Genomic DNA, 22,186 nt, shown 5'->3' on the forward strand with positions numbered 1-22,186 from the left:
TGCGGTACCGCGCCTCCCGGCGCTTGGGTGGGGCCATTCGGCGGTAGCAGGTGCAACGTGCGACGATGTGCGGCATGTCGCAGCAGCCCCCCGATCGGAGTATTGCTTCAGCATCCGCGCGCCCCGACGCGTCCATGTCGCTGCTGACCAATGTGATGCACCACAGCCTGGACGAGGGGTACGCCGAGGCCACCGCGCGCCGCAGGGCCGACGGGAGCGCGGGGATGCCGCGCACGGTGAAAGCGAAACTGGGCCTCGCGGCGGGTCTTGTGCTGGCTGCGCTCGTCGTCACCCTAGGCGCCGCGGAGGCACGTGTCTCGGCGCCCGTCCTCGCCAAGGAACGCGAAGAGCTCATCGACCGTATCGATGGCGAGACATCGGCGGCCGACACCCTCGAGTCACAGGTCGACCGGCTCCGGGACGATGTGAGCGAGCGTCAGCGTAAAGCGTTGGAAAAGCATGGCGGGGACCAGGGCGAGCTGGTGGCGCTGCTCTCCGGGGCGACGGCCGTGCAGGGGCCGGGTGTGAAGCTCGTCATCGATGACGCGAGGGAGTCCGATCAGGGCGGTGGCGGGCCGCGGGAGACCACCGGCTTCGCCGATACGGGGCGGGTGCGCGACCGCGACCTGCAACGGGTCGTCAACGGCCTCTGGCAGTCCGGGGCGGAAGCCATCGCCATCAACGGGCAGCGGCTGACCGCCCTGTCGGCGATCCGTGCCGCCGGCGACGCCATACTGGTCGACAACAGACCGCTCGTGCCGCCGTACACGGTGCTTGCGGTGGGGAACGGGAAGCGGCTCAGTACCGCGTTTCAAGGCAGTGCCGACGGCCTGTATCTGCAGGCGCTGAAGGACACGTTCTCGATCCGGACCAGCATCTCGGTCCAGGATCAGGTGCGCCTTCCGGCTGCGCCGAGCCTGATCGTACGAACAGCAGAGCCGAAGGCCGCAGACACCGGCGGTGGTGCGGCAGACACAGGGAAGGGCACATCGTGATCGCCGTACTGGGCCTCGTCGTGGGAGTCGTGGTGGGACTGTTGGTCCGGCCCGAGGTGCCGGCGGTGGTCGAGCCCTATCTTCCGATCGCTGTCGTGGCTGCGCTCGACGCGGTCTTCGGCGGTCTGCGGGCCATGCTCGACGGCATCTTCGTGGACAAGGTGTTCGTGGTGTCGTTCCTGTCGAACGTCGTCGTGGCCGCACTCATCGTGTTCCTGGGCGACAAGCTGGGCGTCGGCGCGCAGCTCTCCACGGGTGTGGTGGTCGTGCTCGGCATCCGGATCTTCTCCAACGCCGCGGCGATCCGCCGGCACGTCTTCCGGGCCTGAAGCCGATGAGCGACGAAGAACTCCCCCGTGACGAGGAGCGCGCCGGCGAGCAGCGGGCCGATGCCCCCAAGGAGCTCACCGGGCGCCAGCGGCTGATCGCCGGAGTCTGGCCGCCCCGGGTGACCCGGGCTCAACTCATCGTGGCGCTGCTGCTGTTCGTGCTCGGCCTGGGGCTGGCGATCCAGGTGCGGTCGAACAGCGACAACAGCGCACTGCGCGGCGCGCGCCAGGAGGATCTGGTCCGCATCCTCGATGAACTCGACGACCGTACGCAGCGTCTTGAGGATGAGAAGCAGCGTCTGGACGATCAGCGCACGGAGCTCGAGAACAGCTCGGACCAGGCCGAGGAGGCCCGTAAGCAGACGGTGGAGAAGGAGAGGCAGCTCGGCATTCTCGCCGGGACCGTGGCGGCACACGGGCCCGGGATCACGCTGACGATCAACGACCCGGGCGACGGGGTGGAGGCGGACATGCTGCTCGACGCCCTCCAGGAGCTGCGTGCGGCGGGCGCGGAGGCGATCGAGGTCAACGGCGTGAGGGTGGTCGCCAACACGTACTTCTCCGGTGATGGCGGCCACATCAAGGTCGACGACCGGTCCATCTCCGCACCGTACGTCTTCAAGGTCATCGGCAAGCCGCAGGATCTGGAGCCGGCGCTGAACATTCCCGGCGGCGTCGTGCAGACACTGGAGAAGGAGCAGGCCACTGTGCATGTGGCACAGGCGGACGACATCGTCGTGAACGCCTTGCGACCGGCGAAGCGGCCTGACTACGCTCGGTCGTCACCCCAGTGAGGCCGCCGGGTACGGGGGTCGGAGGACACAGGTACGAGGTTGCGGGGGGTCGCCGCATCGTATTGGTGAGGCGTGGTGGAAACTGTCGAGTGACTGGGGACGTTGTGAAGATGTCCGGGTCGGCAGGTGTGTTCATTCAGGGTTCGTCCTGCCCCACGGGCGGGTCTATTTCGGTCAAGGGGAATCGCCCGTGAAGTTGTTTGCGAAGTTGTTCGGCAAGAGCGCCCGCGACGAGGCTGCGCGCCATCGCGCACCGCGCCATGGCCAGGCCGATGAGCAGGGCACGGAGCGCCCGCTCTTCCGCGATGAGGTGGCGGGTGCGGGTGGTGACATTCCGGGTGGTTCCGGCGCGTCGTCTGTTGACCCTGCCGGTGCGGGCCGCATAGGTTTCGGAGATCCATCAACCTCGAGTGCGGGTGGAGGGTTTGCGTCCATGCCGGTCTGTACGAGGTGCGGCCATCGCAACGCCGAGGCCAGTCGTTTCTGCTCCAACTGCGGTGCGCCGCTGAGGGGTGGGGCTCCGTCCGAGCGTCCCTCTGAGACGACCTCCACCATCTCCATCTCCGGACTCGAGGCGTACGAGGCGGAGGCGACGGGGCAGACGTCCGTGCCGTCCCTCTCTCCCGAGGCCCAGGCCGCGGTCGACGCCCTGCCGCTCGGCTCGGCGCTGCTGGTGGTGCGCCGCGGCCCCAACTCCGGCAGCCGCTTCCTGCTGGACAGCGAGCTGACCACGGCCGGCCGCCATCCGCAGAGCGACATCTTCCTCGACGACGTGACGGTCTCGCGCCGGCACGTGGAGTTCCGCCGGAACGCCGACGGCAGCTTCACGGTCGGGGACGTCGGCAGCCTCAACGGCACCTACGTCAATCGTGAGCGCATCGACTCCGTCACGCTGTCCAACGGCGACGAAGTGCAGATCGGGAAGTACCGGCTGGTCTTCTACGCAAGCCAGCGAGGCATCTGACCCGTCAGGGAAGGTCCATGCTGAGAACACCGACGGGCGGTGCCGGTCACGGCACCGCCACCGCCGACGACCGTGCGCTGAGCATCGGCGCGGTGCTCCTGCAGCTGCGGGACGAGTTTCCCGAAGTCACCATCTCCAAGATTCGCTTCCTGGAGGCGGAGGGGCTCGTCGAGCCGCAGCGGACGCCTTCCGGATACCGGAAGTTCCGGCCCGACGATGTGGAGCGGCTGGCCCAGGTGCTGCGGATGCAGCGGGACCACTACCTCCCGCTGAAGGTCATCCGTGAGCACCTGGACGCTCTCGCCCGCGGCGAGCAGATCTCCCTGCCGTCCCCGGGCGGGCAGCGGGACCTCCCCGACGGTTCCTGGGATGCCGAGCCGGGACGCGCCACTGCTGCGCGGATCGGCCGTGCCGAGCTGCTGGCGGCCGCCGAGGTCACCGAGAGTGACCTCGAGGAGTGGGAGTCGTATGGCCTCGTCGCTCCGACGGCGGACGGCGGATACGACGCCGAGACCGTGACCGTGGCCAAACTTGTGGCGGATCTGGGGCGATTCGGTCTGGAACCGCGTCATCTGCGGGCCATGAGAGGGGCCGCGGAGCGTGAGGCCGGGCTGATCGAACAGGTGGTGGCGCCTCTGCGCCGACACCGGAATCCGCAGACCAGAGCACATGCGGAGGCCACGGCGAAGGAGCTTGCGGAGCTCTCCGTACGGCTTCATTCGGCGCTTGTGCAGACGGCTCTGCGGATCAGACTCCACTGATCACGGAGGAGCCCGACTACCCAAACCTGCCGAGCACGTCCTAGGGTTGCTGTGTGAACGAGCTCGACGTTGTGGGTGTCCGGGTGGAAATGCCCTCCAACCAACCGATCGTGCTCCTGCGTGAAGTGGGAGGCGACCGGTACCTCCCCATTTGGATCGGTCCTGGCGAGGCGACCGCGATCGCCTTCGCGCAGCAGGGCATGGCTCCGGCCAGGCCGCTGACCCATGATCTCTTCAAGGATGTGCTCGAGGCCCTCGGCCAGGAGCTCACCGAGGTCCGCATCACGGACCTCCGCGAAGGGGTCTTCTACGCGGAGCTGGTCTTCGCCGGCGGGGTCGAGGTGAGCGCGCGTCCGTCGGACGCCATAGCGCTCGCGCTGCGCACCGGCACGCCGATCTACGGCAGTGACGGGGTGCTCGACGACGCCGGTATCGCCATCCCGGACGAGCAGGAGGATGAGGTCGAGAAGTTCCGGGAGTTCCTCGACCAGATCTCGCCGGAGGACTTCGGTACCAACAGTCAGTGACCGTCCTGCGGGGTAGCCGTCAGCGCATCCGACAAGCCTTTCCCGGGAAGGAGACACGGGAAACCACTCTCAGGGTGATTATCACTCGGCGTGCCGAGTGTGGCGATCGTTGACGCACCCCGGGTGACTGCCTACCTTCGAGATGGCAGGTCAAGGACGGAGGTCGGCGTGAGAAGCAGCGGCGACGGTACGGCAGCAGGTGGGCCGTATCGGCAGCACGGAAGTACAGCCGGCCACACCATCAGGCAACCGGTTCAGCCGGCGGCCCTGGTAGGCGACGGGGCGGCGGCCGACGACATCGGCTACCGCGGGCCGACGGCGTGCGCGGCAGCAGGGATCACTTATCGGCAGCTCGACTACTGGGCGCGCACGGGGCTCGTGGAGCCGAGCGTGCGCCCGGCCTACGGCTCGGGCACACAGCGCCTCTACAGCTTCAGGGACGTCGTCCTGCTGAAGATCGTGAAGCGCTTCCTCGACACGGGCGTCGCCCTGCAGAACATCCGCACCACGGTCCAGCATCTGCGGGCCCGGGGATTCAGGGATCTTGAGCGGATGACGCTCATGAGTGACGGTGCGACCGTCTACGAATGCTCCTCGCCCGACGAGGTCGTGGATCTGCTCCAGGGGGGCCAGGGGGTCTTCGGTATCGCGGTCGGGGTGGTCTGGCACGATGTCGACGCCGCACTGTCGCAGCTGCACGGCGAGCGGGTCGACACCGGCGAGACGCTGATCGGCAACAATCCCACCGACGAACTCGCACGGCGGCGCAACCGCGCCGTCTGACGGGGGCGGATCCGGAGCGCGGCGATTGTCAGTGGTGTAGGGCAGCATCGATTGATGTGAGAGCCGCGCCCACCATCCTGCATCTCGACATGGATGCCTTCTACGCCTCTGCGGAGCAGGCGGCGAAGCCGAGTCTGCGCGGCAAGCCCGTGGTGGTGGGCGGGCTGGGGCCGCGCGGGGTCGTCGCCACCGCGTCGTACGAGGCGAGGCGCTTCGGGGTGCACTCGGCGATGCCGACAGCCCAGGCCAGGCGGCTGGCGCCCCATGCCGCCTATCTGGTGCCTCACTTCACCCTGTACCGGACGGTCAGCGACCAGGTGATGCACCTGCTCGGGCAGCTCTCGCCCCTGGTGGAGCCGCTCAGCCTGGACGAGGCCTTCGTCGACCTGGAGGCCGGCGGGGTGGCGGACGACACCGCGTCCGCGCAGGCCATCGGTGAGCAGTTGCGCGAAGCGATCAGAGCGGTCACCGGACTCACCGGCTCGGTGGGCCTCGCGGGCTCCAAGATGCTGGCGAAAATCGCCTCCGAGGAGGCGAAGCCGAACGGGCTGCTGCTGATCGAGCCGGGCACCGAGCGCGAACTGCTCGCGCCGATGTCGGTACGGATCCTGCCCGGTGTCGGACCGGCCACCGGGGACCATCTGCGGCGCGCTGGGATGACCACGGTCAATGACCTGGCCGTGGCGGGCGAGGCGGAGCTCGTGAGACTGCTCGGGAAGGCCCACGGCGTCGCCCTGCACCGGATGGCCCTCGGGTACGACAACCGGCCCGTCGTCGCGGAGCGCGACGCGAAGTCGGTCTCGGTCGAGGACACCTTCGACGTGGACCTGCACGACCGGGTCCGGGTCAGGACGGAGGTCGAGCGCCTGGCCGACCGGTGTGTACAGCGGCTGCGGGGAGCGGAGCGGTCGGGACGGACCGTGGTGCTGAAGGTCCGCAGGTACGACTTCTCGACGCTCACGCGGTCCGAGACGCTGCGGGGCCCCACGGACGACCCCGCGGTGGTCAGAGAGGCCGCTGCGCGGCTTCTGGAGGCCGTGGACACGACCGGAGGCGTACGGCTCCTCGGGGTGGGTGTCACGGGGCTCGCCGACTACACCCAGGAAGATCTCTTCGCGCAGGCGGCCGGTGAGCGTGCCGCGCCCGAGGACCCGGCCCGCGAGGACCCGGGCGCGGGCGCGGCCGACCGCGGGGAGGCCCCGGCGGACGGTGCACAGGAGCAGGTGACCGCCGAGCAGCTCGCGGCCCGGCGGTGGCCCGCCGGGCACGACGTACGCCATGACACCTTCGGCCACGGGTGGGTACAGGGCAGCGGAGTGGGCCGGGTGACGGTGCGGTTCGAAGAACCCGAGTCGCCGCCCGGCCGGGTGCGCACGTTCCGTGTCGACGATCCGGAGCTGCAGCCCGCCGACCCGCTGCCGCTGGTGCGCGACCCCGTGGACTACTCGTCCTGGCCGGCCAGCCTGCCGAAGTCGCGGTCCGGCGCCGGCTCCTCGGGCGGCGAGTCCAGACCGTAGTGCCGGTAGAGCTGCAGCTCCTGCTCCGGTGAGAGATGGCGGCCGACTCCGAAGTCGGGCGCGTCCTTGATCAGGGCACGGTCGAAGGGGATGCGCAGCGAGTTCTCGACGAATTCGCTCGGCTCCAGCGGGACGAAGGCATCCCTGCTGAACAGCCCGGTGCGCACGGCGGCCCACTCGGGTACACCGGTCGCATCGTCGAGATACACCTCGTCGACGGTGCCGATCTTGGTGCCTGCGCGGTCGAACGCCTTGCGGCCGATCAGGCTGCGCGGATCGATGTCGGTCTGCACGGTCCCTCCTTGGTCGCGGCTACTCCACAGCCACTACGAAAGTGCAGATCCGGGGTATCGGCCACTCGAGAACTCGAACACGAACCCCGCTGGTAGGCTGGCTATGGCTGATGACCCCGTGCGGGAGAGTCCACCGGAGCACATCCGGCAGGCGCCGAAGGAGCAAATCCTCCCCGGAATCTCTCAGGCCCCCGTACCGCATGGACGAGGTCACTCTGGAAAGCAGGGCGGGTTTCGTGGCGGCAGATGCCGGGACGGTTCCCTTCCTCACCGACGGTGAAAGCCGGTACGCCACTGGGCGGGCCGGTGAAGCTCTCAGGTTGAGATGACAGAGGGGGAGGCCGTCAGGGCACCCGCGCCGCGGTGCCCCTCGCAGGTCGTGACAGACCAGGAGGCCTCCACCATGACCCCCCGTCGCACTCCGCTCTCCCAGCTGGAGCAGGGCATCCCCTTCGAAGAGCGCCACATCGGACCCGATGCCGAGGCGCAGGCGAAGATGCTCGCCCAGGTCGGTTACGGCTCGCTCGACGACCTGACCGCGGCCGCAGTGCCGGATGTCATCAAGAGCGCCGAGGCGCTGCAGCTGCCGGCGGCCCGCACCGAGGCCGAGGTCCTGGCCGAGCTGCGCTCCCTCGCGGACCGCAACCAGGTCCTCGCCCCGATGATCGGACTCGGCTACTACGGCACGTTCACCCCGCCGGTGATCCTGCGCAACGTCATGGAGAACCCCGCCTGGTACACGGCCTACACGCCGTACCAGCCGGAGATCTCGCAGGGCCGCCTCGAGGCCCTCCTCAACTTCCAGACGATGGTTGCCGAGCTCACCGGGCTGCCCACCTCCGGTGCCTCGCTGCTCGACGAGGGCACCGCGGCCGCGGAGGCCATGGCGCTCGCGCGGCGTGTCGGCAAGGTCAGGAACGGCGTCTTCCTGATCGACGCCGACGCCCTGCCGCAGACCGTCGCCGTGATCCGGACCCGCGCCGAGCCGACCGGTGTCGAGGTCGTCGTCGCCGACCTCACCGAGGGCATCCCCGCGGAGATCGCCGAGCGCGGTGTCTTCGGCGTGCTGCTGCAGTACCCGGGAGCCTCCGGTGCGGTCCGGGAGATCAAGCCCGTCATCGACCAGGCGCACGAGCTCGGCGCGATCGTCACCGTCGCCGCCGACCTGCTGGCCCTGACCCTGCTCACCTCGCCCGGCGACCTCGGCGCGGACATCGCCGTCGGCACCACGCAGCGCTTCGGTGTGCCGATGGGCTTCGGCGGCCCGCACGCGGGCTTCATGGCCGTACGCGAGAAGTTCGCCCGCAGCCTGCCCGGCCGCCTGGTCGGTGTCTCCGTCGACGCGGACGGCAACAAGGCGTACCGGCTGGCCCTGCAGACCCGCGAGCAGCACATCCGCCGTGAGAAGGCCACCAGCAACATCTGTACCGCTCAGGTGCTGCTCGCCGTCATGGCCGGGATGTACGCCGTCTACCACGGCCCCGACGGGCTGCGGACGATCGCCCGGCGCACGCACCGCTACGCCACGATCCTCGCCGAGGGTCTGCGGGCCGCCGGCGTCGACGTCGAAACGGGCGTCCACTTCGACACGCTCACCGTGCGGGTCCCCGGCAGGGCGGCCGAGGTGGTCGCCGGCGCCCGCGAGCGCGGGGTCAACCTGCGGCTCGTCGACGCCGACGTCGTCTCCCTCGCGTGCGACGAGACCACCACGCGTTCGCAGATCGAGGCCGTCTGGGCCGCCTTCGGCACCGACGGTGACATCGAGGCGCTGGACGCCTCGGCCGCCGACGTGCTGCCCGAGGCCCTGCTGCGCACCGACAACTTCCTCACCCACCCGGTCTTCCACCAGCACCGCTCCGAGACCGCGATGCTGCGCTACCTGCGCAAGCTCGCCGACCGCGACTACGCGCTGGACCGCGGCATGATCCCGCTGGGCTCCTGCACCATGAAGCTGAACGCGACCACGGAGATGGAGTCGATCACCTGGCCCGAGTTCGGTGCGCTGCACCCGTTCGCGCCGGCCGAGCAGGCACAGGGTTTCCTGACGCTCATCCGTGAGCTGGAGGAGCGTCTCGCCGAGGTCACCGGCTACGACGCGGTCTCCATTCAGCCGAACGCCGGCTCGCAGGGCGAGTTCGCCGGCCTGCTGGCCGTGCGCGCCTACCACCGGGCCAACGGTGACGAGCAGCGGACCGTCTGCCTCATCCCGTCCTCCGCGCACGGCACCAACGCCGCGAGCGCGGTGATGGCCGGCATGAAGGTCGTCGTGGTGAAGACCGCCGACGACGGCGAGGTCGACGTCGAGGACCTCCGCGCCAAGATCCAGCAGCACCGCGACGAGCTGGCCGTGCTCATGATCACGTACCCGTCGACGCACGGTGTGTTCGAGGAGCACGTCGCCGACATCTGCGCCGAGGTGCACGACGCCGGCGGTCAGGTGTACGTCGACGGTGCCAACCTCAACGCGCTGGTCGGTCTCGCCAAGCCGGGCCGGTTCGGCGGCGACGTCTCGCACCTGAACCTGCACAAGACCTTCTGCATCCCGCACGGCGGCGGTGGCCCGGGTGTCGGCCCGGTCGGCGTGCGCGCGCACCTCGCGCCCTACCTTCCGAACCACCCGCTGCAGTCCGCCGCCGGCCCCGAGACCGGTGTCGGACCGATCTCGGCCGCTCCGTGGGGCTCGGCCGGCATTCTGCCGATCTCGTGGGCGTACGTACGCCTGATGGGCGGGGAGGGTCTGAAGCGTGCGACGCAGGTCGCCGTACTCGCCGCCAACTACATCGCCAAGCGTCTGGAACCGCACTACCCGATCCTGTACACCGGCCCGGCCGGTCTGGTGGCGCACGAGTGCATCGTGGATCTGCGGCCGATCTCCAAGGAGACCGGTGTCAGCGTCGACGACATCGCCAAGCGTCTGGTCGACTACGGCTTCCACGCGCCGACCATGTCCTTCCCGGTGGCCGGCACGCTGATGATCGAGCCGACCGAGAGCGAGGACCTCGCCGAGCTCGACCGGTTCTGCGACACGATGATCGCCATTCGTGAGGAGATCGAGAAGGTCGCCTCCGGCGAGTGGAGTGCGGACGACAACCCGCTGGGCAACGCCCCGCACACGGCCGCCATGGTCGGCGGTGAGTGGAACCACGGCTACAGCCGCGAGGAGGCTGTCTTCCCGGCCGGCGTCTCGGCCGCCGACAAGTACTGGCCGCCGGTGCGCCGGATCGACGGTGCGTTCGGTGACCGCAACCTCGTCTGCTCCTGCCCGCCGCTGGACGAGTACGACAACTGAACCACCCCTGGGGTGTGACGCGGACATGCGTCGGGGCCGGTGCGGAGATCTTCTCCGGGCCGGCCCCTGTTCGTACGGGCCGCGTCAGGCGGCCTTCATCACCCGGCCGGCGTCCAGCGGACGGTGCGGGGCGATGATCTGTCCGTCCGGGAGCAGCTCACCGGTGTCCTCGAAGAGCAGGACGCCGTTGCACAGCAGACTCCAGCCCTGTTCCGGGTGGTGCGCCATGAGGCGGGCGGCTTCCCGGTCGGCTGAGTCTGCGGACGGGCAGGGTGGCTGGTGCTGGCACATGGATGGGTTCTTTCGCTGCGTTGTAGTGAGTGTCCTGCGGCTTGACGATGTGTTCATGGCCGCCCCCCGTATCAATCGGTCCGGTCCCAGTGTTGCCCCACGGGCGTCAATCCGCAGGGATTTCGCAGCAGCGCTTGTCCTACTCTCATGACGCGTCACCCGGCCGGACGGTTCAACACAACTGCACTGTCCCTTCGGGTGGTTCGGAGTGGCCGGACCGGACTAGTCCGGATGGCCCCGAGTGCCCCTGCGCCGTACTGTGCCCCACCACCGGAAACGGTGGCGGGGCACAGTACGGCGAGCCGGAGGCGGGCTGTGGTCAGGCCGGTGAACCGAGCAGAGGGCCGGAGCGGCCCGGGGTGATGCGCAGGGTCATCACGGGGAGCAGATCGGCGACCCGGTGCGGACGGTGTGCAGCGATGCCCGGTGGTGCGGGGGCCAGCGGCACCAGAAGATCGGTGGGGGCGAGGGCGCCGGCCGACGCGTCGGCCTCGATGTCCTCGTGCAGCCACAGCGTCAGCATGTAGAGCTCAGGGATGGACAGCAGACGCGGCTGGTAGTGCGGCGTCAACGTCTCCGCCTGGCGCAGGGCGAGTTCGGTCGAGGCGATGTACGGGCCCTCGAAGAAGTGCGAGAAGGTCCAGCCGTCCGGGGTGAGCATGGTGTCGGCCGCCGCGACGGCCCGCTCCGAGCTGCGGATCAGGAAGCGCCACCCGGCCAGGCTCGTGCGCGGTGCGACCCCGCTCGGGCCGATCCGGTCCAGCACATGGACGGGGAGCGGGAGTTCGGGGCTCAGCGGTCCCTGGACGGACCGGAGAGCGGGGGTGCGGGCCTCGCGGACTGCGGTGGGTGAACCGAGTGCCGCGAGGACGCTGCGCAGGGCGGGCGCGGGAGCCGGGGGTACATGCAGCGGCATAGTGGGTCGCCTCTCACTTCGGAGACACGGTGATGCGTGGGCTGGGGCAGACGGCGCTGTCGGCGTGCGGGGCCAGAGGGGGCCGGTGACTGGGCCGGTGCGTCAACTCTCTGCCTCGTCCGCGGAGTTTATACGACAGGTGTTCACACGGTGTTTCCGCTAGCCGCCGCAGCTATTGCCGGCAAGGCGGTATCCGGACTTTATTATGCGGAGAATCTGCTGATTCGGCGTGCGTGGCGCAGTTGCTGCCTGGTGTTTTTTCCCGGCCGCGGTCGGCCGAAACACGTCGGCGTTTTCACCACCCGCCTCGCGGCGGAAACTGCGCAGTGCTCCATGCCGTCGGAATGTGCCCCGGGCCGCCGTCCTCAGATTACTCGGTCCGCGCTGTCCGTGGGGGCGTTATCGATCACCTGCCCTGGGCATTATCGACCGTGACGCGAGCGGCCTGGGGCGCGGGCCGCCCACTCGAGGAGGGACGCTTCGATGGGGGAGAAGGTCGTCGCGGGCACCTTTGACCTGTCCGATCGGCAGAGGTACCGGAGGAAGCTCCACCTGTGCCTGGAGGGGCTGGGGAGGCTCCTGGCGGAGCGGAGGTTCGACCGGCCGCGCAATCTGATGGGCATGGAGATCGAGCTGAATCTGGCAGGGGTGGACGGTCTGCCGCGGATGATGAATGCGGAGGTCCTCGAGCGGATCGCGAGCCCTGATTTCCAGACCGAACTCGGGATGTTCAATCTGGAAGTGAACATCGTCCCGCACCGCCTGGACGGACGCGTATTCGATCAACTGGCCGAGGAGCTCAGGACCGGTCTCGGATATGCCCACAGGAAGGCAGGGGAGATCGCTGCCGGAATCGTGATGATCGGAATACTGCCGACCCTCGGCCGTCAGGACCTGGTACGGGCGAACCTCTCGGACGGGGACCGCTACGCACTGTTGAACGATCAAATGGTGGCGGCGCGCGGCGAGGATTTCGCGCTCGATATCGAAGGTGTCGAACGACTGGTCTGTACCTCCACATCGATTACGCCCGAAGCGGCCTGCACCTCCGTCCAGTTGCATCTGCAGGTGACCCCGGCACGGTTCGCGGACGTGTGGAACGCGGCCCAGGCCGTCGCCGCCGTCCAGATAGCCCTCGGAGCCAACTCACCCTTCCTGTTCGGCAGGGAGCTGTGGCGGGAGTCCCGCCCGCCGCTCTTCCAGCAGGCCACCGACACCAGGCCGCCCGAACTGCAGAACCAGGGGGTGCGCCCGAGGACCTGGTTCGGCGAGCGGTGGATCGGCTCGGCCTACGAGCTCTTCGAGGAGAATCTGCGGTACTTCCCCCCGCTGCTGCCGATCTGCGACGAGGAGGACCCGCTGCGGGTCCTCGACGAGGGCGGAATACCGGGGCTCCAGGAGCTCGTGCTGCACAACGGGACGGTGTATCGCTGGAACCGGCCGGTGTACGGGCTGGCCGACGGTGTACCCCATCTCCGGGTCGAGAACCGCGTCCTGCCCGCCGGCCCCACCGTCACCGATGTGATCGCCAACGCCGCGTTCTACTACGGTCTCGTACGGGCACTCGCGGAACAGCCCCGTCCGGTGTGGACCAGGCTGCCGTTCGCCGCCGCGGCCGAGAACTTCGAAACCGCCTGCCGCAGGGGCATCGACGCCCAGCTGATCTGGCCCCGCCCGGGGCGGGCGGGCGGGCTGACCCGGGTGCCGGCCGTCGAGCTCGTGCGGGACGAACTGCTGCCGCTCGCCGCGGCGGGGCTCGATGCCTGGAACATCGAGCCCGCGGACCGCGACCACTACCTGGCGGTCATCGAGGAGCGCTGCAAGCGCCGGGTGAACGGCGCGTCCTGGCAGGCGGACACGTATCACTGCGGGCTGGACGCCGGGCTCGGACGGGAAGCGGCGCTCGCGGCGACCACGCGCCGGTACGCCGAGCTGATGCACAGTGGCGAGCCGGTGCACACCTGGCCGGTGGGCTTCCCGGACGGTTCCTGAGGGCTGTCCCGCAGTTCCTGGCGTGCGTACGACGGCAGCTGCGGCACCTCGGCGCGTTGCCGGAACGCCCGAATGCGCCCCGTATGAGGGAGCCCATCCGCCTTGGAGTGCACCACATCCGATGCGCGCGCGCTGATCCATCAGGGATGACGGGACGGCCGTCAGGCCGGCGTCGTCACTGTCCCGGGCCGCCGTTCGTCGCCCTTCCCGGCCGAGCGGCGGCTACTCCTGGGCGTCGAGGCTGCTCTGTCCGGCGGTCATCACGGCCTGGAGAATGACGGCCTGGATGTCGGCAGGGTCGGTGACCTGGTACCCGCCTCCGCCGGTCACCTTGGCTATCTCGTCCACCTCCTCGCGGTCGGCCTCGGGACCGACCGCGATGGCGAGGAGCGGTACCGGGCGCTCCGGGTCGGCGAGCCGCTTGAGCTCCGAGATCAGGCCGCTGCGCGAGATGGAGCGGTAGTCCTGGTTCGAGCCGTCGGTGAGGATCACCACGGCGTTGAACTTGCCCTTCACATAAGTTGCCTGAGCCGCCTTGTAAGCAGCGAGCGTGGTGTCGTACAGGCCCGTCGCACCATTCGGCACAGGCTGGAGCGCGGAGAACGCGGCAGCGAGCTTCTCGCGGTGCGTGCCGCCGCCCTTCACCGGGTCGCCGAGCCGGGCGGTCGGCACCAGCGTGCGGTAGTCCTTGTCGCCGTCGAGCGTGGTGGCGAACTCCCACAGACCGATCTCGTCGTTCGGGGTGAACTGGTCGAGCGCCTGTATCAACGACGCCTTCGTGACATCCATCCGGGACTGATTGCGCCCCGGAACGATGGTGGCCATGGAACCGGAGGCATCGACGACCGTGGTCAGCCGCGCGCTCTGCACCGTGATCGTCCACATGCCGAGCGTCTCCTGGAGCGCCTCGGTGGACGGGGGAACGGCGGACGGGGTGGCGTACGGCTGCGGTGCCCGGCCGCCCGCAGATGCCACCACCGCCTCGCCGGTCGTCCCGTCGGTCGCCCTGAAGCCGCGCTCCGCCAGGGTGTGCCGGGCGCTCTCCTGACCGAGCAGTGTCATGAACCGCAGTGCCGCACGGCTCTCGTCGGTGCTCAGCTTCGTCTCGTTGACCAGCGTGTACGGGTAGTCGAGCAGTGGTGTGCCGTCCTTCGGGTAGAAGAGATCGAGCTTGCCGCTCCCGGCCGAGGCGGCGTTGTGGGCGAATGCCGCCTGCTCGGAGAGCAGCACCGCCTGATTGCGCTGCGGATTGCCGCCCTCGGCGCCCGAGTCGTCCTGAGCCAGCGTCTCGAGCACCTGGGTGTCGCCGTCGGACATCCGCTGCGCGAGCAGTTTGGCGGTGGCCGCGACCCGGGTGTCGCTGTCTCCGCCCTGCTCGTCGGACGAAGCGGCGATGCTGGTGAGGGCCAGCAGACCGGTGGCACTGCGGGCCGGGTCGGCCGCCCCGAGGCGTACCTTGTCCGACTCCGTGGCCGAGGCCGTCAACTCGGCCCAGGAGTACTTCTTCCTCGGCCAGCCGAGGGTCTTCGCAGCCGACGGGAGCAAGGCGAGGGTCACCGGGGAGGAGGCGATGGAGTCCTCCGGGGTGATCGGAATGCTGTTGCCGCCGCCCTGGGCGCGGTCCAGCCAGAGGTCGGAGTCGGGCAGCCAGACCTGGTAGTCCGGGGTGCGGGTGCCGGCCGACAGGGCATCGGCGACCTTGTACGAGTCACGGGCGACGACCTGGACGTACAGGCAGCGCCCGTCTGATCGGACGCCGTCCTTGCGTGCCTGGTCGGCGACGGCATGCACGGCGGGGGCGATGTCGGGGGAGGCCACCATGGAGAGCCGTACCGCGGAGTCCTCGCAGGACTCGGAGAAGGACAACAGGCCGCCCTGGACCGCGACTGCCGTACCTGCCGCCACCGCGAGGACGACCATCGTGGCGAGAGCGACGGTGCGTCGGCGGCGTGGCCGGGAACCGCCCCCGCCGTCTCGCCTCGCGTAGTCGTCGGGCAAGCTGTGGCGTCCCATGTCGGTGGTGCCTCTCCTTGAGGATGAACAAGGAAAAGGGGGACCACACCCTCACCGATGGTGGTTGTCCCCCGGCCTGTCGCGCATGATCTTCGTACCTGCATTCGAGACCCTAGCGGGACGGGGAGCGGGATGAGACGCGAATGCACAACTGAAGGCGGGTGTACAGGTGGAGGAGGGGCGGGTGGCTGAATCTTTCCCCGGGGAGGCGGTGCCACGGAGGATCCTGCGATCCGAAACGGTGCTGGTACTGGCTCTCTCGCTGGGTGCCAGCGGGGTGTCCGCCCTGATCAGTTTTGTCGGATCACTGACAAAACCGGGTGGTCTGAAGGACCAGGCCGCGACACTCAACAGTTCGTACGCGCCCGGGCGGCCCTGGCTCGATCTCGCCTGGCAACTCTTCGGAATCGCCACGGCTCTGGTCCCCGTCGCGCTGGTGGCGCATCTGCTGATCAGGGAAGGGACGAGCCTGCGTGTCATCGGCTTCGACCGGAGCCGGCCCCGGTCGGACCTGGGGCGCGGCACGTTGATCGCGGCGGGCATCGGCAGCGCCGGGCTGGCCTTCTATCTGGTGGCGCGGGCCGCCGGGTTCAACCTCACGGTGGTCCCGGAGTCGCTCCCCGACGTGTGGTGGAAGTACCCCGTCCTGATCCTCTCCGCGCTGCAGAACTCCGTGGTGGAGGAAGTGATCGTCGTCGGGTACCTGCTGCGCAGACTCGGGCAGTTGGGGTGGACGCCGACGGCCGCCCTGGTGGCGAGTTCGGTGCTGCGCGGCTCGTACCACCTGTATCAGGGGATCGGCGGCTTCATCGGCAACATGGTGATGGGCGTCGTCTTCGTGCTGCTGTACCGGCGTTGGGGGCGGGTGGGCCCGCTGGTCGCGGCGCATGCGCTGCTCGACATCGGGGCGTTCGTCGGGTACGCGCTGCTGGCAGGGAAAGTGGGGTGGCTGCCGACGCCATGAGCAGGGGCGCGGAGGAAGGGGTGCGTGCGGATCGCTCCGTACGCACCCGTTCGCGCCGGTCAGAGCGTGGTCAGCAGTTCGCCGTCGACGACCGTCACCGCGCTGCCCGTCAGCAGGGTGCGCGGGCCGCGCAGCGATGTGCGCACCAGGCCGGAACGGGCCGAGGCCTGCAGGCCGGTCAGTTCGTCCCGGCCGAAGCGGGCCGACCAGAAGGGGGCCAGTGCGGTGTGCGCGCTGCCGGTGACCGGGTCCTCGTCGATGCCGACCCGGGGGAAGAAGCCGCGGGAGACGTAGTCGTAGCCACGGGACGGGTCCTCGGCGGCGGCGGTGGCGATGATGCCGCGCCGCGAGCAGGAGGCCAGCGCGGCGAAGTCCGGGGCCAGTGCGCGTACGGAGGTCTCGTCGGCCAGCTCGACGAGCAGGTCGCCGATGTGGTCGCCGGTGTCATGGATGGACAGCGGCTCGGCGCCCAGGGCGGCGGCCAGTCCGGCCGGGGCGTCGGCCGCCGTGAGCGGTGCCGTGGGGAAATCGAGCGTGAGTGAGCCGTCCGGGTGGGCGGTGGACGTGAGGATTCCGCAGCGGGCGGCGAAGCGCACCGTTCCGCTCGCCGCTTCGGTGGTGTGCAGGACGTGGGCCGTGGCCAGCGTGGCGTGCCCGCACATGTCCACCTCGGTGGCCGGGGTGAACCAGCGCAGCGCCCAGTCGGCCTCGCCGCCCGGCGGCAGCGGGTGCGCGAAGGCGGTCTCGGAGAGGTTCATCTCCAGGGCGACCTGCTGGAGCCGGCCGGCTTCGGGGAAGGCGTCGGAGTCCAGCAGCAGAACGGCCGCGGGGTTGCCGGTGAAAGGGCGGTCGGTGAACGCGTCGACAATGCGAATCCTCATGGCTCGACCGTAGAGCGTGCGGAGCGCCGCAGGCCAAGGCCAATTCGGGGATTCCGGCCTGGGACGGTGCGTGCCCCCCGAGGGTTACGGCCGGCGCCCCCACGCAGAGACGAGCGGAGCGGTGGCCAGATCGAGGCGCCCGGTGGCGACGTTCGCCAGGTGCCGGTCGATCTCCTCGTCGTCGGCGAGACCCGACGTCACGAGCTGGTCGCGGATCTGCCGCACGGTGGCGGCCTCCAGGACGGCGCACGCCGGTGAGGTGATCGGGAAGTACGCGTCGGCCTGCACATCGTCGAGACCTGCTTCGCGCAGCAGCCGCGGCAGGGTCCGGCCGTAGGCGAGGTCTGCGCCACGGGCCGCCATGAGCTCACGGAAGCCCGACCGCAGGCGATTGGCGAGGCGCTGCTCGGGGCCCGATTCGTCGGGGCACAACAACGGCTGCAACCCGGGGTCGGCGTCCTCCAGGAGGAGTACCCCACCGGGGCGCAGCGCCTGGATCATGCGGCGCAGTGCTTCGGCGCGGTCGGTGACGTGCACCAGGACCAGCCGGGCATGCACCAGGTGGAAGGCGCCGGGAGGCGGCGGATCGGCGGCGACGTCGTGGCGCAGCACCTCGACGACATCGTTCGCCGCCCCCTGCGCCCACGACACATCGATGTCCGTCGCGACCACGGCTCCGGTCGGACCGACCCGTGCGGCCAGCCCCGCGGGAACGGAGGGGCCACCGGCTCCGACCTCCCAGCACCGCATGCCCGTGGTGATCCCGAGCCGGTCGGCATGCCGGAAGGTCACCGGGTCGAAGAGTTCGGCGAGGGCGCCGAAGCGGATACCCGCTTCGGACTGCCGGTTGTCGAGCAGGTAGCCGTGGTCCGGGCCGTGCCCGCTCTCCGGGCCGGGTGCGGTCATGTCGCATCGCCTTCGTTCTGTGCCGTGTCGCGGCCAAGTATGCAAGTGTCCTGTCTCAATGAAGCTGGTCGTCCCCGCCTGCGCTGACCTGCGTGGACTGGATTGGGTGAGACGCGGAGACCGGGTTCGTCGAGACAGATCTCGGGGGCCGGGACTGAACAGGCTCAGTGCTGTCCGGCCTCCGGTCGGGTTGCCGCTGTACCGGTTCGGCCGTCACGCCCTGGCGCTGGCGACTCCTGAGCCGTCCATGTAGTCGCGGACTCGCGTGATCAGTCCGTTGCGGACGTGGAGTATCAGGAGTCCGGGGACGGTGAACGTGGTGGCCTTGGTCGTCAGTCTTCCCACCACGACATGCTCGGCGATGATCACTTCCGGATCGGCGGTCTCGTGGGCCGCGATCCTCCTGACCTCCTGCACCTGGGCGGGGCTGGTGCCCCAGGCTGCCCGGTATCCGGCGCGCACGGCCTCACGCCCCTCGTAACGCGGGGGGAAGCCGGGTGAGGCGAACGGGAACTCGTGCACCGCGTCGATGGTGTAGAGGTCAGCGAGATCGTCCGGGGACTTGTCGAGCATGGCCTGGTAGTAGCAGGTCAGCACCTCGTATGGGGTGCGAACAGCAGGTGTATCCAGATGCGACACGGGAGTCGTTCCATTCGCTCAACACTTGTTGACCCACTCACCGTAAGGTCGGCCGGAAGTTCGGTCAACGGTTGTAGAGTGAATCGGTGTCCACTCCTCGCCAGTCCCGTGCCGACCGCCGCCGAGCGACCGAGCTGCGCATCCTCGACAGTGCTCGGGAGCTCTTCGCCGAGAAGGGATTCGAGCGCACCACCATTCGCGCCGTGGCGGCCGCGGCGAGCGTCGATCCAGCTCTGGTCATGCAGTACTTCGGCTCGAAGCGGGAGCTGTTCAGCCAAGCCGTGCAGGCGCTCCCTGCCGCGCTGACAGCCACTGATACCGACGCGCTCGTCGAGCAGTTGCTGGCCTCGCTCGGCCTCAAGCTCGGCGGTCTTCCCGAGGGCACGTTGGCGATGATGCGGTCCATGCTCACCGACCAGGCAGCGGCCGATCACGTCCGTGCCGCTCTCGGTCGGCAGATCGACAGCGTCGGTGCCGCCCTGCCCGCTGCCGAGGATCCCGAACTGCGTGCCGCACTGGTTGTCACCGCGTTGCTGGGCGTGACCATCGGCCACCAGCTCCTCAGCCTCTCCTCGCTTCGTGCGGCCCCTGCGGATCGCATCGCCGCATTGCTCCGCCCGGCCATCGCGGCCCTGGCAGATCCGTCGGGATGAAGTCAACGTCCCCGTTGCCGGGAATGTGAGCAGGCTGTACTCAGGCTCCGCAGCGGTAGTAGGGGTGGAACGGGCTCCATCGTGTTTCCGCGTCGGCGACAGCTTCATCGTGCCGGCGCAGTGGCGGATCGTTTCGCGAGGGAAGGACGCGTCGTAGATCCTCGGGCTTCGGTGGAAGGCGACGACCTTGTGGGTGGAGAAATGCTGCTCAACCCATTGGATCAGGGGGTCCTTGCGGTCCTTGGGGACGTGGCCAAGAAGGATTTTGCGGGCAGTGATCTGCTCGACGAGCCAGGCGACGTAGCCGGTGGCTACGGCGCGGTGTTCCCACTCCCGGCCGGCGAGAAGTCCGGCGAGCGTCACGACTCGAGGGTGGAAGACCATCGTGAGCGTCAGGTCGGGAGAGGGGGCTGCCCCAGTGCCGTCGGTGAGGCCGGCAGCACCGCATCCGGTGTCCCCAGCCGCTCGAACCTCCACCCGGCCCGGGAGTAAACCAGGCGCCTCACCTCGAACGTTTCGGCATCCTTCGACTCGATCCACTCGTCCGCACGGACGTCGACGACCACCGCCGAGCCGTCCGCGTAGCGGATGAAGTAGCCCGGGGCGTGCCGACGCTCCCGCTCGCCGTCACGCCAGTGCAGTCAGAACGGCTGCGAGCCGATCCCCACCACGCTCGGGTCGAAGTCCATCAGCAGCAGCCGGTCCCGCTCCGGCCACGACTCGAAGCCGAGGTGCCGCCCGGTCGTCGCCGCCCAATACCAGCCCGGGAAGCGACGCTCACCGCGCGACCAGCGGAACGTACGTACCGGCGCGACATCCTCTGACCGGCTCGTGACGCAGTCCCGCAGCGGACGCCGACGACGCCCGTGTACCGCGTCGATGTACGACAACCCGACGCACGGCCCCGCCTGATCCAACCCAGCCGGTACAGCCATCCAGCGCACTCAGCCGCGCGACCGGGTTCGCTGAGACAGAAGCCCGAACGACTCGGTTCGGTTCGTTGAGAAAACGACTCGATTGAGTGAGACAGGACAGCAAGGCCCCGCCGAAGCAATTGTCGTCCGACCGGTTCCGATATATCGTTGACGCATCGCGACAGATCAACGATGGGAGGAACGCGGTGATGCGTTCACATGGACACGGACATGAGCACGGGCATGGGCACTGCGGGCCCGGTCATCAGGGTCGGGGCGACTTCGAGGCGCGTCGCGCCGCCTTCGGGCAGTTCGGTCCGCCGTTCGGTGGCGGCCCGTTCGGTGGCGGGCGCCGTGGAGGCGGCCGGGGCAGGGCGCGGCGCGGTGATGTGCGCGCCTCGATCCTGGCGTTGCTGAAGGACCGGCCGATGCACGGCTACGAGATGATCCAGGAGATCGGCGAGCGCAGCGGTGGGGCCTGGCGGCCCAGCCCCGGCTCGGTCTATCCGACCCTCCAGCTGCTGGAGGACGAAGGGCTGATCGTCAGCGCGAGCGAGGGCGGCAAGAAGCTGTTCACGCTCACCGACACCGGTCGCACCGAGGCGGAGTCGGGCCCCGAGGCGCCCTGGGAAGAGGCCGGGCGCGGGGTCGACTGGGAGGGTGTGAACGAGATCCGGCAGGCCGGCTTCGGCCTGATGGAGGCGTTCGGTCAGGTCTGGAGGACCGGCTCGGCCGGTCAGCGCCAGAAGGCGCTCACGGTGATCAATGACGCCCGCAAGAAGCTCTACCTGATCCTTGCCGACGAGGACTGACCCGACGGGTGCGCTGCGGGGGTCGCGCGGCCGAGCCGCGGGACCCCCGTCCGTCCGTACGTGGTCAGGTGGCGACCAGGCCGCCCAGTTTGCGCAGCGACTCGACGAGCGCGGCGGTCGCCGAGTCCTTGAGCTTGCCCGCCATCAGGGAGACCGCGGCGCCGGTGAACTCGCCGTCGATGCGGACGGTGGTGGCGTCGCCGTCGGGCGTCAGCGAGTAGCGCATGGCCAGACTGACACCCATGGGGCCCTTGCCCCTGGTCGTCAGCAGCCGGGCGGTCTCCAGCTCCTCCACCGTCCAGAGCACCTCTGCGGGGAAGCCCATGAGCTTCATGTTCTCCTCAAAGGTGGCCGCGAGTTCGAGCGGTGCCGGGCCGCCCTTGGGGAAGCTGGTGTGGGTGGCGTTCCACTGGCCGTACGCGGTGAAGTCCGTCAACTGGGCCCAGACCTTCTCGGCCGGCGCTTCGATGCGTGCTTCGGCACTCACTTCGGCCATGCGACCACCCCTTCTCATCGGGTTACGGTGTCGCGGAACGTAGCTGCAGTGGCGAGAACATTCAATACTGATGAACCGTCAGACCTCTTGGGTGCGGCTCGATCGCCAGATCAGTGCCGCGTCGAAGCGGTCGGACGCGCGCGGGTGCGGTCCGTCGTCATGACAGTGGAACGCCGCCCAGAACAGGTCGGCGGGCAGGGCGTCGCACGGTGCGTGGACCCGGTAGACGTACTCCCGCCCGTCGGTCGCCGGCAGGGCGACCATCCATGGCACTCCGGCGCTCCCCTCCGGCCGTCGCGAATGTGGTGTGGCGTGAGGGACGTGCGCGGGTCTGCTCGCGGTTGCTTCCGCAGCGCGAGGCAAGGCGGCGCGCGCCGTTTCCCGCGATCGTATCCATGAATGGCGAGATCTCATCCGTAAGGAGGAGGAACCGTTCTGATGTGCCCACCTTCGGTGG

General features: G+C 69.3%; 23 protein-coding genes and 1 riboswitch. Of the genes, 13 read left to right on the forward strand and 10 right to left on the reverse strand.

The features are described from left to right. Positions 1-74 precede the first annotated feature (74 nt). The 8 genes from OG878_RS32800 to OG878_RS32835 all read left to right on the forward strand — a co-directional run bounded on the left by OG878_RS32800 (position 75) and on the right by OG878_RS32835 (position 6,670). Positions 75-995 carry a DUF881 domain-containing protein gene (locus OG878_RS32800; RefSeq protein WP_328890123.1) on the forward strand — a complete coding sequence of 307 codons (921 nt, stop codon included), beginning with the start codon at positions 75-77 and terminating at the stop codon, positions 993-995. Continuing rightward, positions 992-1,324 (forward strand): small basic family protein, encoded by a 333-nt coding sequence (locus OG878_RS32805; protein ID WP_003970459.1) that lies wholly within the window; start codon positions 992-994, stop codon positions 1,322-1,324. The genes OG878_RS32800 and OG878_RS32805 overlap by 4 nt, the downstream gene beginning before the upstream one ends. A 5-nt stretch (positions 1,325-1,329) precedes the next feature. Beyond that, the gene (locus OG878_RS32810; RefSeq protein ID WP_328890124.1) at positions 1,330-2,118 is read left to right on the forward strand and encodes a DUF881 domain-containing protein; all 789 of its coding nucleotides are present in this window, start codon (positions 1,330-1,332) and stop codon (positions 2,116-2,118) included. Positions 2,119-2,308: 190 nt separating this feature from the next. Beyond that, on the forward strand, positions 2,309-3,082 hold the full coding sequence (locus OG878_RS32815) for an FHA domain-containing protein (protein WP_328890125.1): 774 nt from the start codon (positions 2,309-2,311) through the stop codon (positions 3,080-3,082). A 17-nt stretch (positions 3,083-3,099) separates the two neighbouring features. Next, positions 3,100-3,843: a transcriptional regulator FtsR gene (ftsR, locus tag OG878_RS32820; RefSeq protein ID WP_328890126.1), complete on the forward strand. Its 744-nt coding sequence runs from the start codon at positions 3,100-3,102 to the stop codon at positions 3,841-3,843. Between the two features lie 53 nt (positions 3,844-3,896). Further along, entirely contained in the window at positions 3,897-4,370 is a 474-nt protein-coding gene (locus OG878_RS32825; RefSeq protein ID WP_030921587.1) for a bifunctional nuclease family protein, read from the forward strand. A gap of 168 nt (positions 4,371-4,538) precedes the next feature. Further along, the gene (locus OG878_RS32830) at positions 4,539-5,153 is read left to right on the forward strand and encodes a MerR family transcriptional regulator (RefSeq protein ID WP_328890127.1); all 615 of its coding nucleotides are present in this window, start codon (positions 4,539-4,541) and stop codon (positions 5,151-5,153) included. 56 nt (positions 5,154-5,209) lie between these two features. Then, positions 5,210-6,670 (forward strand): DNA polymerase IV, encoded by a 1,461-nt coding sequence (locus OG878_RS32835; protein ID WP_328890128.1) that lies wholly within the window; start codon positions 5,210-5,212, stop codon positions 6,668-6,670. Here OG878_RS32835 and OG878_RS32840 read toward each other — a convergent pair. After that, positions 6,595-6,963: a PRC-barrel domain-containing protein gene (locus tag OG878_RS32840; protein WP_328890129.1), complete on the reverse strand. Its 369-nt coding sequence runs from the start codon at positions 6,961-6,963 to the stop codon at positions 6,595-6,597. The genes OG878_RS32835 and OG878_RS32840 overlap by 76 nt on opposite strands. 111 nt (positions 6,964-7,074) lie before the next feature. Beyond that, positions 7,075-7,172: riboswitch (glycine riboswitch) on the forward strand. Positions 7,173-7,366: 194 nt separating this feature from the next. On the opposite strand from OG878_RS32840, the gene gcvP reads away from it, so the two are divergent. Continuing rightward, on the forward strand, positions 7,367-10,252 hold the full coding sequence (gcvP, locus tag OG878_RS32845; protein WP_328890130.1) for an aminomethyl-transferring glycine dehydrogenase: 2,886 nt from the start codon (positions 7,367-7,369) through the stop codon (positions 10,250-10,252). Between the two features lie 84 nt (positions 10,253-10,336). On the opposite strand, the gene OG878_RS32850 is transcribed toward gcvP, so the two are convergent. Both OG878_RS32850 and OG878_RS32855 read right to left on the reverse strand, forming a co-directional pair. Beyond that, positions 10,337-10,543, reverse strand: coding sequence for a DUF5999 family protein (locus tag OG878_RS32850; RefSeq protein WP_328890131.1), 207 nt, complete (start codon positions 10,541-10,543; stop codon positions 10,337-10,339). Positions 10,544-10,862: 319 nt separating this feature from the next. Next, positions 10,863-11,459 (reverse strand): hypothetical protein, encoded by a 597-nt coding sequence (locus OG878_RS32855; RefSeq protein WP_328890132.1) that lies wholly within the window; start codon positions 11,457-11,459, stop codon positions 10,863-10,865. 483 nt (positions 11,460-11,942) lie between these two features. Here OG878_RS32855 and OG878_RS32860 point away from each other — a divergent pair, with 483 nt between their 5' ends. Further along, the gene (locus OG878_RS32860) at positions 11,943-13,451 is read left to right on the forward strand and encodes a glutamate-cysteine ligase family protein (RefSeq protein WP_328890133.1); all 1,509 of its coding nucleotides are present in this window, start codon (positions 11,943-11,945) and stop codon (positions 13,449-13,451) included. A 222-nt stretch (positions 13,452-13,673) separates the two neighbouring features. Here OG878_RS32860 and OG878_RS32865 read toward each other — a convergent pair whose 3' ends face one another. Beyond that, positions 13,674-15,464, reverse strand: coding sequence for a substrate-binding domain-containing protein (locus OG878_RS32865; RefSeq protein WP_328890134.1), 1,791 nt, complete (start codon positions 15,462-15,464; stop codon positions 13,674-13,676). A 184-nt stretch (positions 15,465-15,648) separates the two neighbouring features. Between OG878_RS32865 and OG878_RS32870 the strand changes: the two genes are divergently transcribed. Next, on the forward strand, positions 15,649-16,428 hold the full coding sequence (locus tag OG878_RS32870; RefSeq protein ID WP_328890135.1) for a CPBP family intramembrane glutamic endopeptidase: 780 nt from the start codon (positions 15,649-15,651) through the stop codon (positions 16,426-16,428). 59 nt (positions 16,429-16,487) lie between these two features. On the opposite strand, the gene OG878_RS32875 is transcribed toward OG878_RS32870, so the two are convergent. From OG878_RS32875 to OG878_RS32885, 3 genes are all read right to left on the reverse strand, one after another. Continuing rightward, positions 16,488-17,309 carry a PhzF family phenazine biosynthesis protein gene (locus OG878_RS32875; RefSeq protein ID WP_328890136.1) on the reverse strand — a complete coding sequence of 274 codons (822 nt, stop codon included), beginning with the start codon at positions 17,307-17,309 and terminating at the stop codon, positions 16,488-16,490. 84 nt (positions 17,310-17,393) lie between these two features. Beyond that, complete coding sequence (locus OG878_RS32880) at positions 17,394-18,215, reverse strand: class I SAM-dependent methyltransferase (protein WP_328890137.1); 822 nt, start codon at positions 18,213-18,215, stop codon at positions 17,394-17,396. A 213-nt stretch (positions 18,216-18,428) separates the two neighbouring features. After that, positions 18,429-18,854, reverse strand: coding sequence for a nuclear transport factor 2 family protein (locus OG878_RS32885; protein WP_328890138.1), 426 nt, complete (start codon positions 18,852-18,854; stop codon positions 18,429-18,431). A gap of 86 nt (positions 18,855-18,940) precedes the next feature. Here OG878_RS32885 and OG878_RS32890 point away from each other — a divergent pair, with 86 nt between their 5' ends. Continuing rightward, positions 18,941-19,507, forward strand: coding sequence for a TetR/AcrR family transcriptional regulator (locus OG878_RS32890; protein WP_328890139.1), 567 nt, complete (start codon positions 18,941-18,943; stop codon positions 19,505-19,507). 641 nt (positions 19,508-20,148) lie between these two features. On the opposite strand, the gene OG878_RS32895 is transcribed toward OG878_RS32890, so the two are convergent. Continuing rightward, the gene (locus OG878_RS32895; protein WP_328890140.1) at positions 20,149-20,442 is read right to left on the reverse strand and encodes a hypothetical protein; all 294 of its coding nucleotides are present in this window, start codon (positions 20,440-20,442) and stop codon (positions 20,149-20,151) included. Between the two features lie 188 nt (positions 20,443-20,630). Between OG878_RS32895 and OG878_RS32900 the strand changes: the two genes are divergently transcribed. Beyond that, entirely contained in the window at positions 20,631-21,233 is a 603-nt protein-coding gene (locus OG878_RS32900; RefSeq protein WP_328890141.1) for a PadR family transcriptional regulator, read from the forward strand. Positions 21,234-21,297: 64 nt separating this feature from the next. On the opposite strand, the gene OG878_RS32905 is transcribed toward OG878_RS32900, so the two are convergent. After that, positions 21,298-21,729, reverse strand: coding sequence for a type II toxin-antitoxin system Rv0910 family toxin (locus tag OG878_RS32905; protein WP_328890142.1), 432 nt, complete (start codon positions 21,727-21,729; stop codon positions 21,298-21,300). A gap of 78 nt (positions 21,730-21,807) precedes the next feature. Beyond that, entirely contained in the window at positions 21,808-22,002 is a 195-nt protein-coding gene (locus OG878_RS32910) for a hypothetical protein (RefSeq protein WP_328890143.1), read from the reverse strand. Between the last annotated feature and the right edge of the window lie 184 nt (positions 22,003-22,186).

Origin of the sequence: Streptomyces sp. NBC_00316, assembly GCF_036158715.1 — a bacterium.
GTDB lineage: Bacteria > Actinomycetota > Actinomycetes > Streptomycetales > Streptomycetaceae > Streptomyces.

Excerpts from the sequence above, each read along its gene's own strand:
- OG878_RS32880 (WP_328890137.1), bottom strand. The coding sequence starts at position 18,215 with ATGACCGCACCCGGCCCGGAGAGCGGGCACGGCCCGGACCACGGCTAC.
- OG878_RS32895 (WP_328890140.1), bottom strand. The coding sequence starts at position 20,442 with ATGGCTGTACCGGCTGGGTTGGATCAGGCGGGGCCGTGCGTCGGGTTG.
- OG878_RS32850 (WP_328890131.1), bottom strand. The coding sequence starts at position 10,543 with ATGTGCCAGCACCAGCCACCCTGCCCGTCCGCAGACTCAGCCGACCGG.
- OG878_RS32800 (WP_328890123.1), top strand. The coding sequence starts at position 75 with ATGTCGCAGCAGCCCCCCGATCGGAGTATTGCTTCAGCATCCGCGCGC.
- OG878_RS32900 (WP_328890141.1), top strand. The coding sequence starts at position 20,631 with ATGCGTTCACATGGACACGGACATGAGCACGGGCATGGGCACTGCGGG.
- OG878_RS32905 (WP_328890142.1), bottom strand. The coding sequence starts at position 21,729 with ATGGCCGAAGTGAGTGCCGAAGCACGCATCGAAGCGCCGGCCGAGAAG.
- OG878_RS32860 (WP_328890133.1), top strand. The coding sequence starts at position 11,943 with ATGGGGGAGAAGGTCGTCGCGGGCACCTTTGACCTGTCCGATCGGCAG.
- ftsR (WP_328890126.1), top strand. The coding sequence starts at position 3,100 with ATGCTGAGAACACCGACGGGCGGTGCCGGTCACGGCACCGCCACCGCC.
- gcvP (WP_328890130.1), top strand. The coding sequence starts at position 7,367 with ATGACCCCCCGTCGCACTCCGCTCTCCCAGCTGGAGCAGGGCATCCCC.
- OG878_RS32875 (WP_328890136.1), bottom strand. The coding sequence starts at position 17,309 with ATGAGGATTCGCATTGTCGACGCGTTCACCGACCGCCCTTTCACCGGC.
- OG878_RS32810 (WP_328890124.1), top strand. The coding sequence starts at position 1,330 with ATGAGCGACGAAGAACTCCCCCGTGACGAGGAGCGCGCCGGCGAGCAG.
- OG878_RS32865 (WP_328890134.1), bottom strand. The coding sequence starts at position 15,464 with ATGGGACGCCACAGCTTGCCCGACGACTACGCGAGGCGAGACGGCGGG.
- OG878_RS32855 (WP_328890132.1), bottom strand. The coding sequence starts at position 11,459 with ATGCCGCTGCATGTACCCCCGGCTCCCGCGCCCGCCCTGCGCAGCGTC.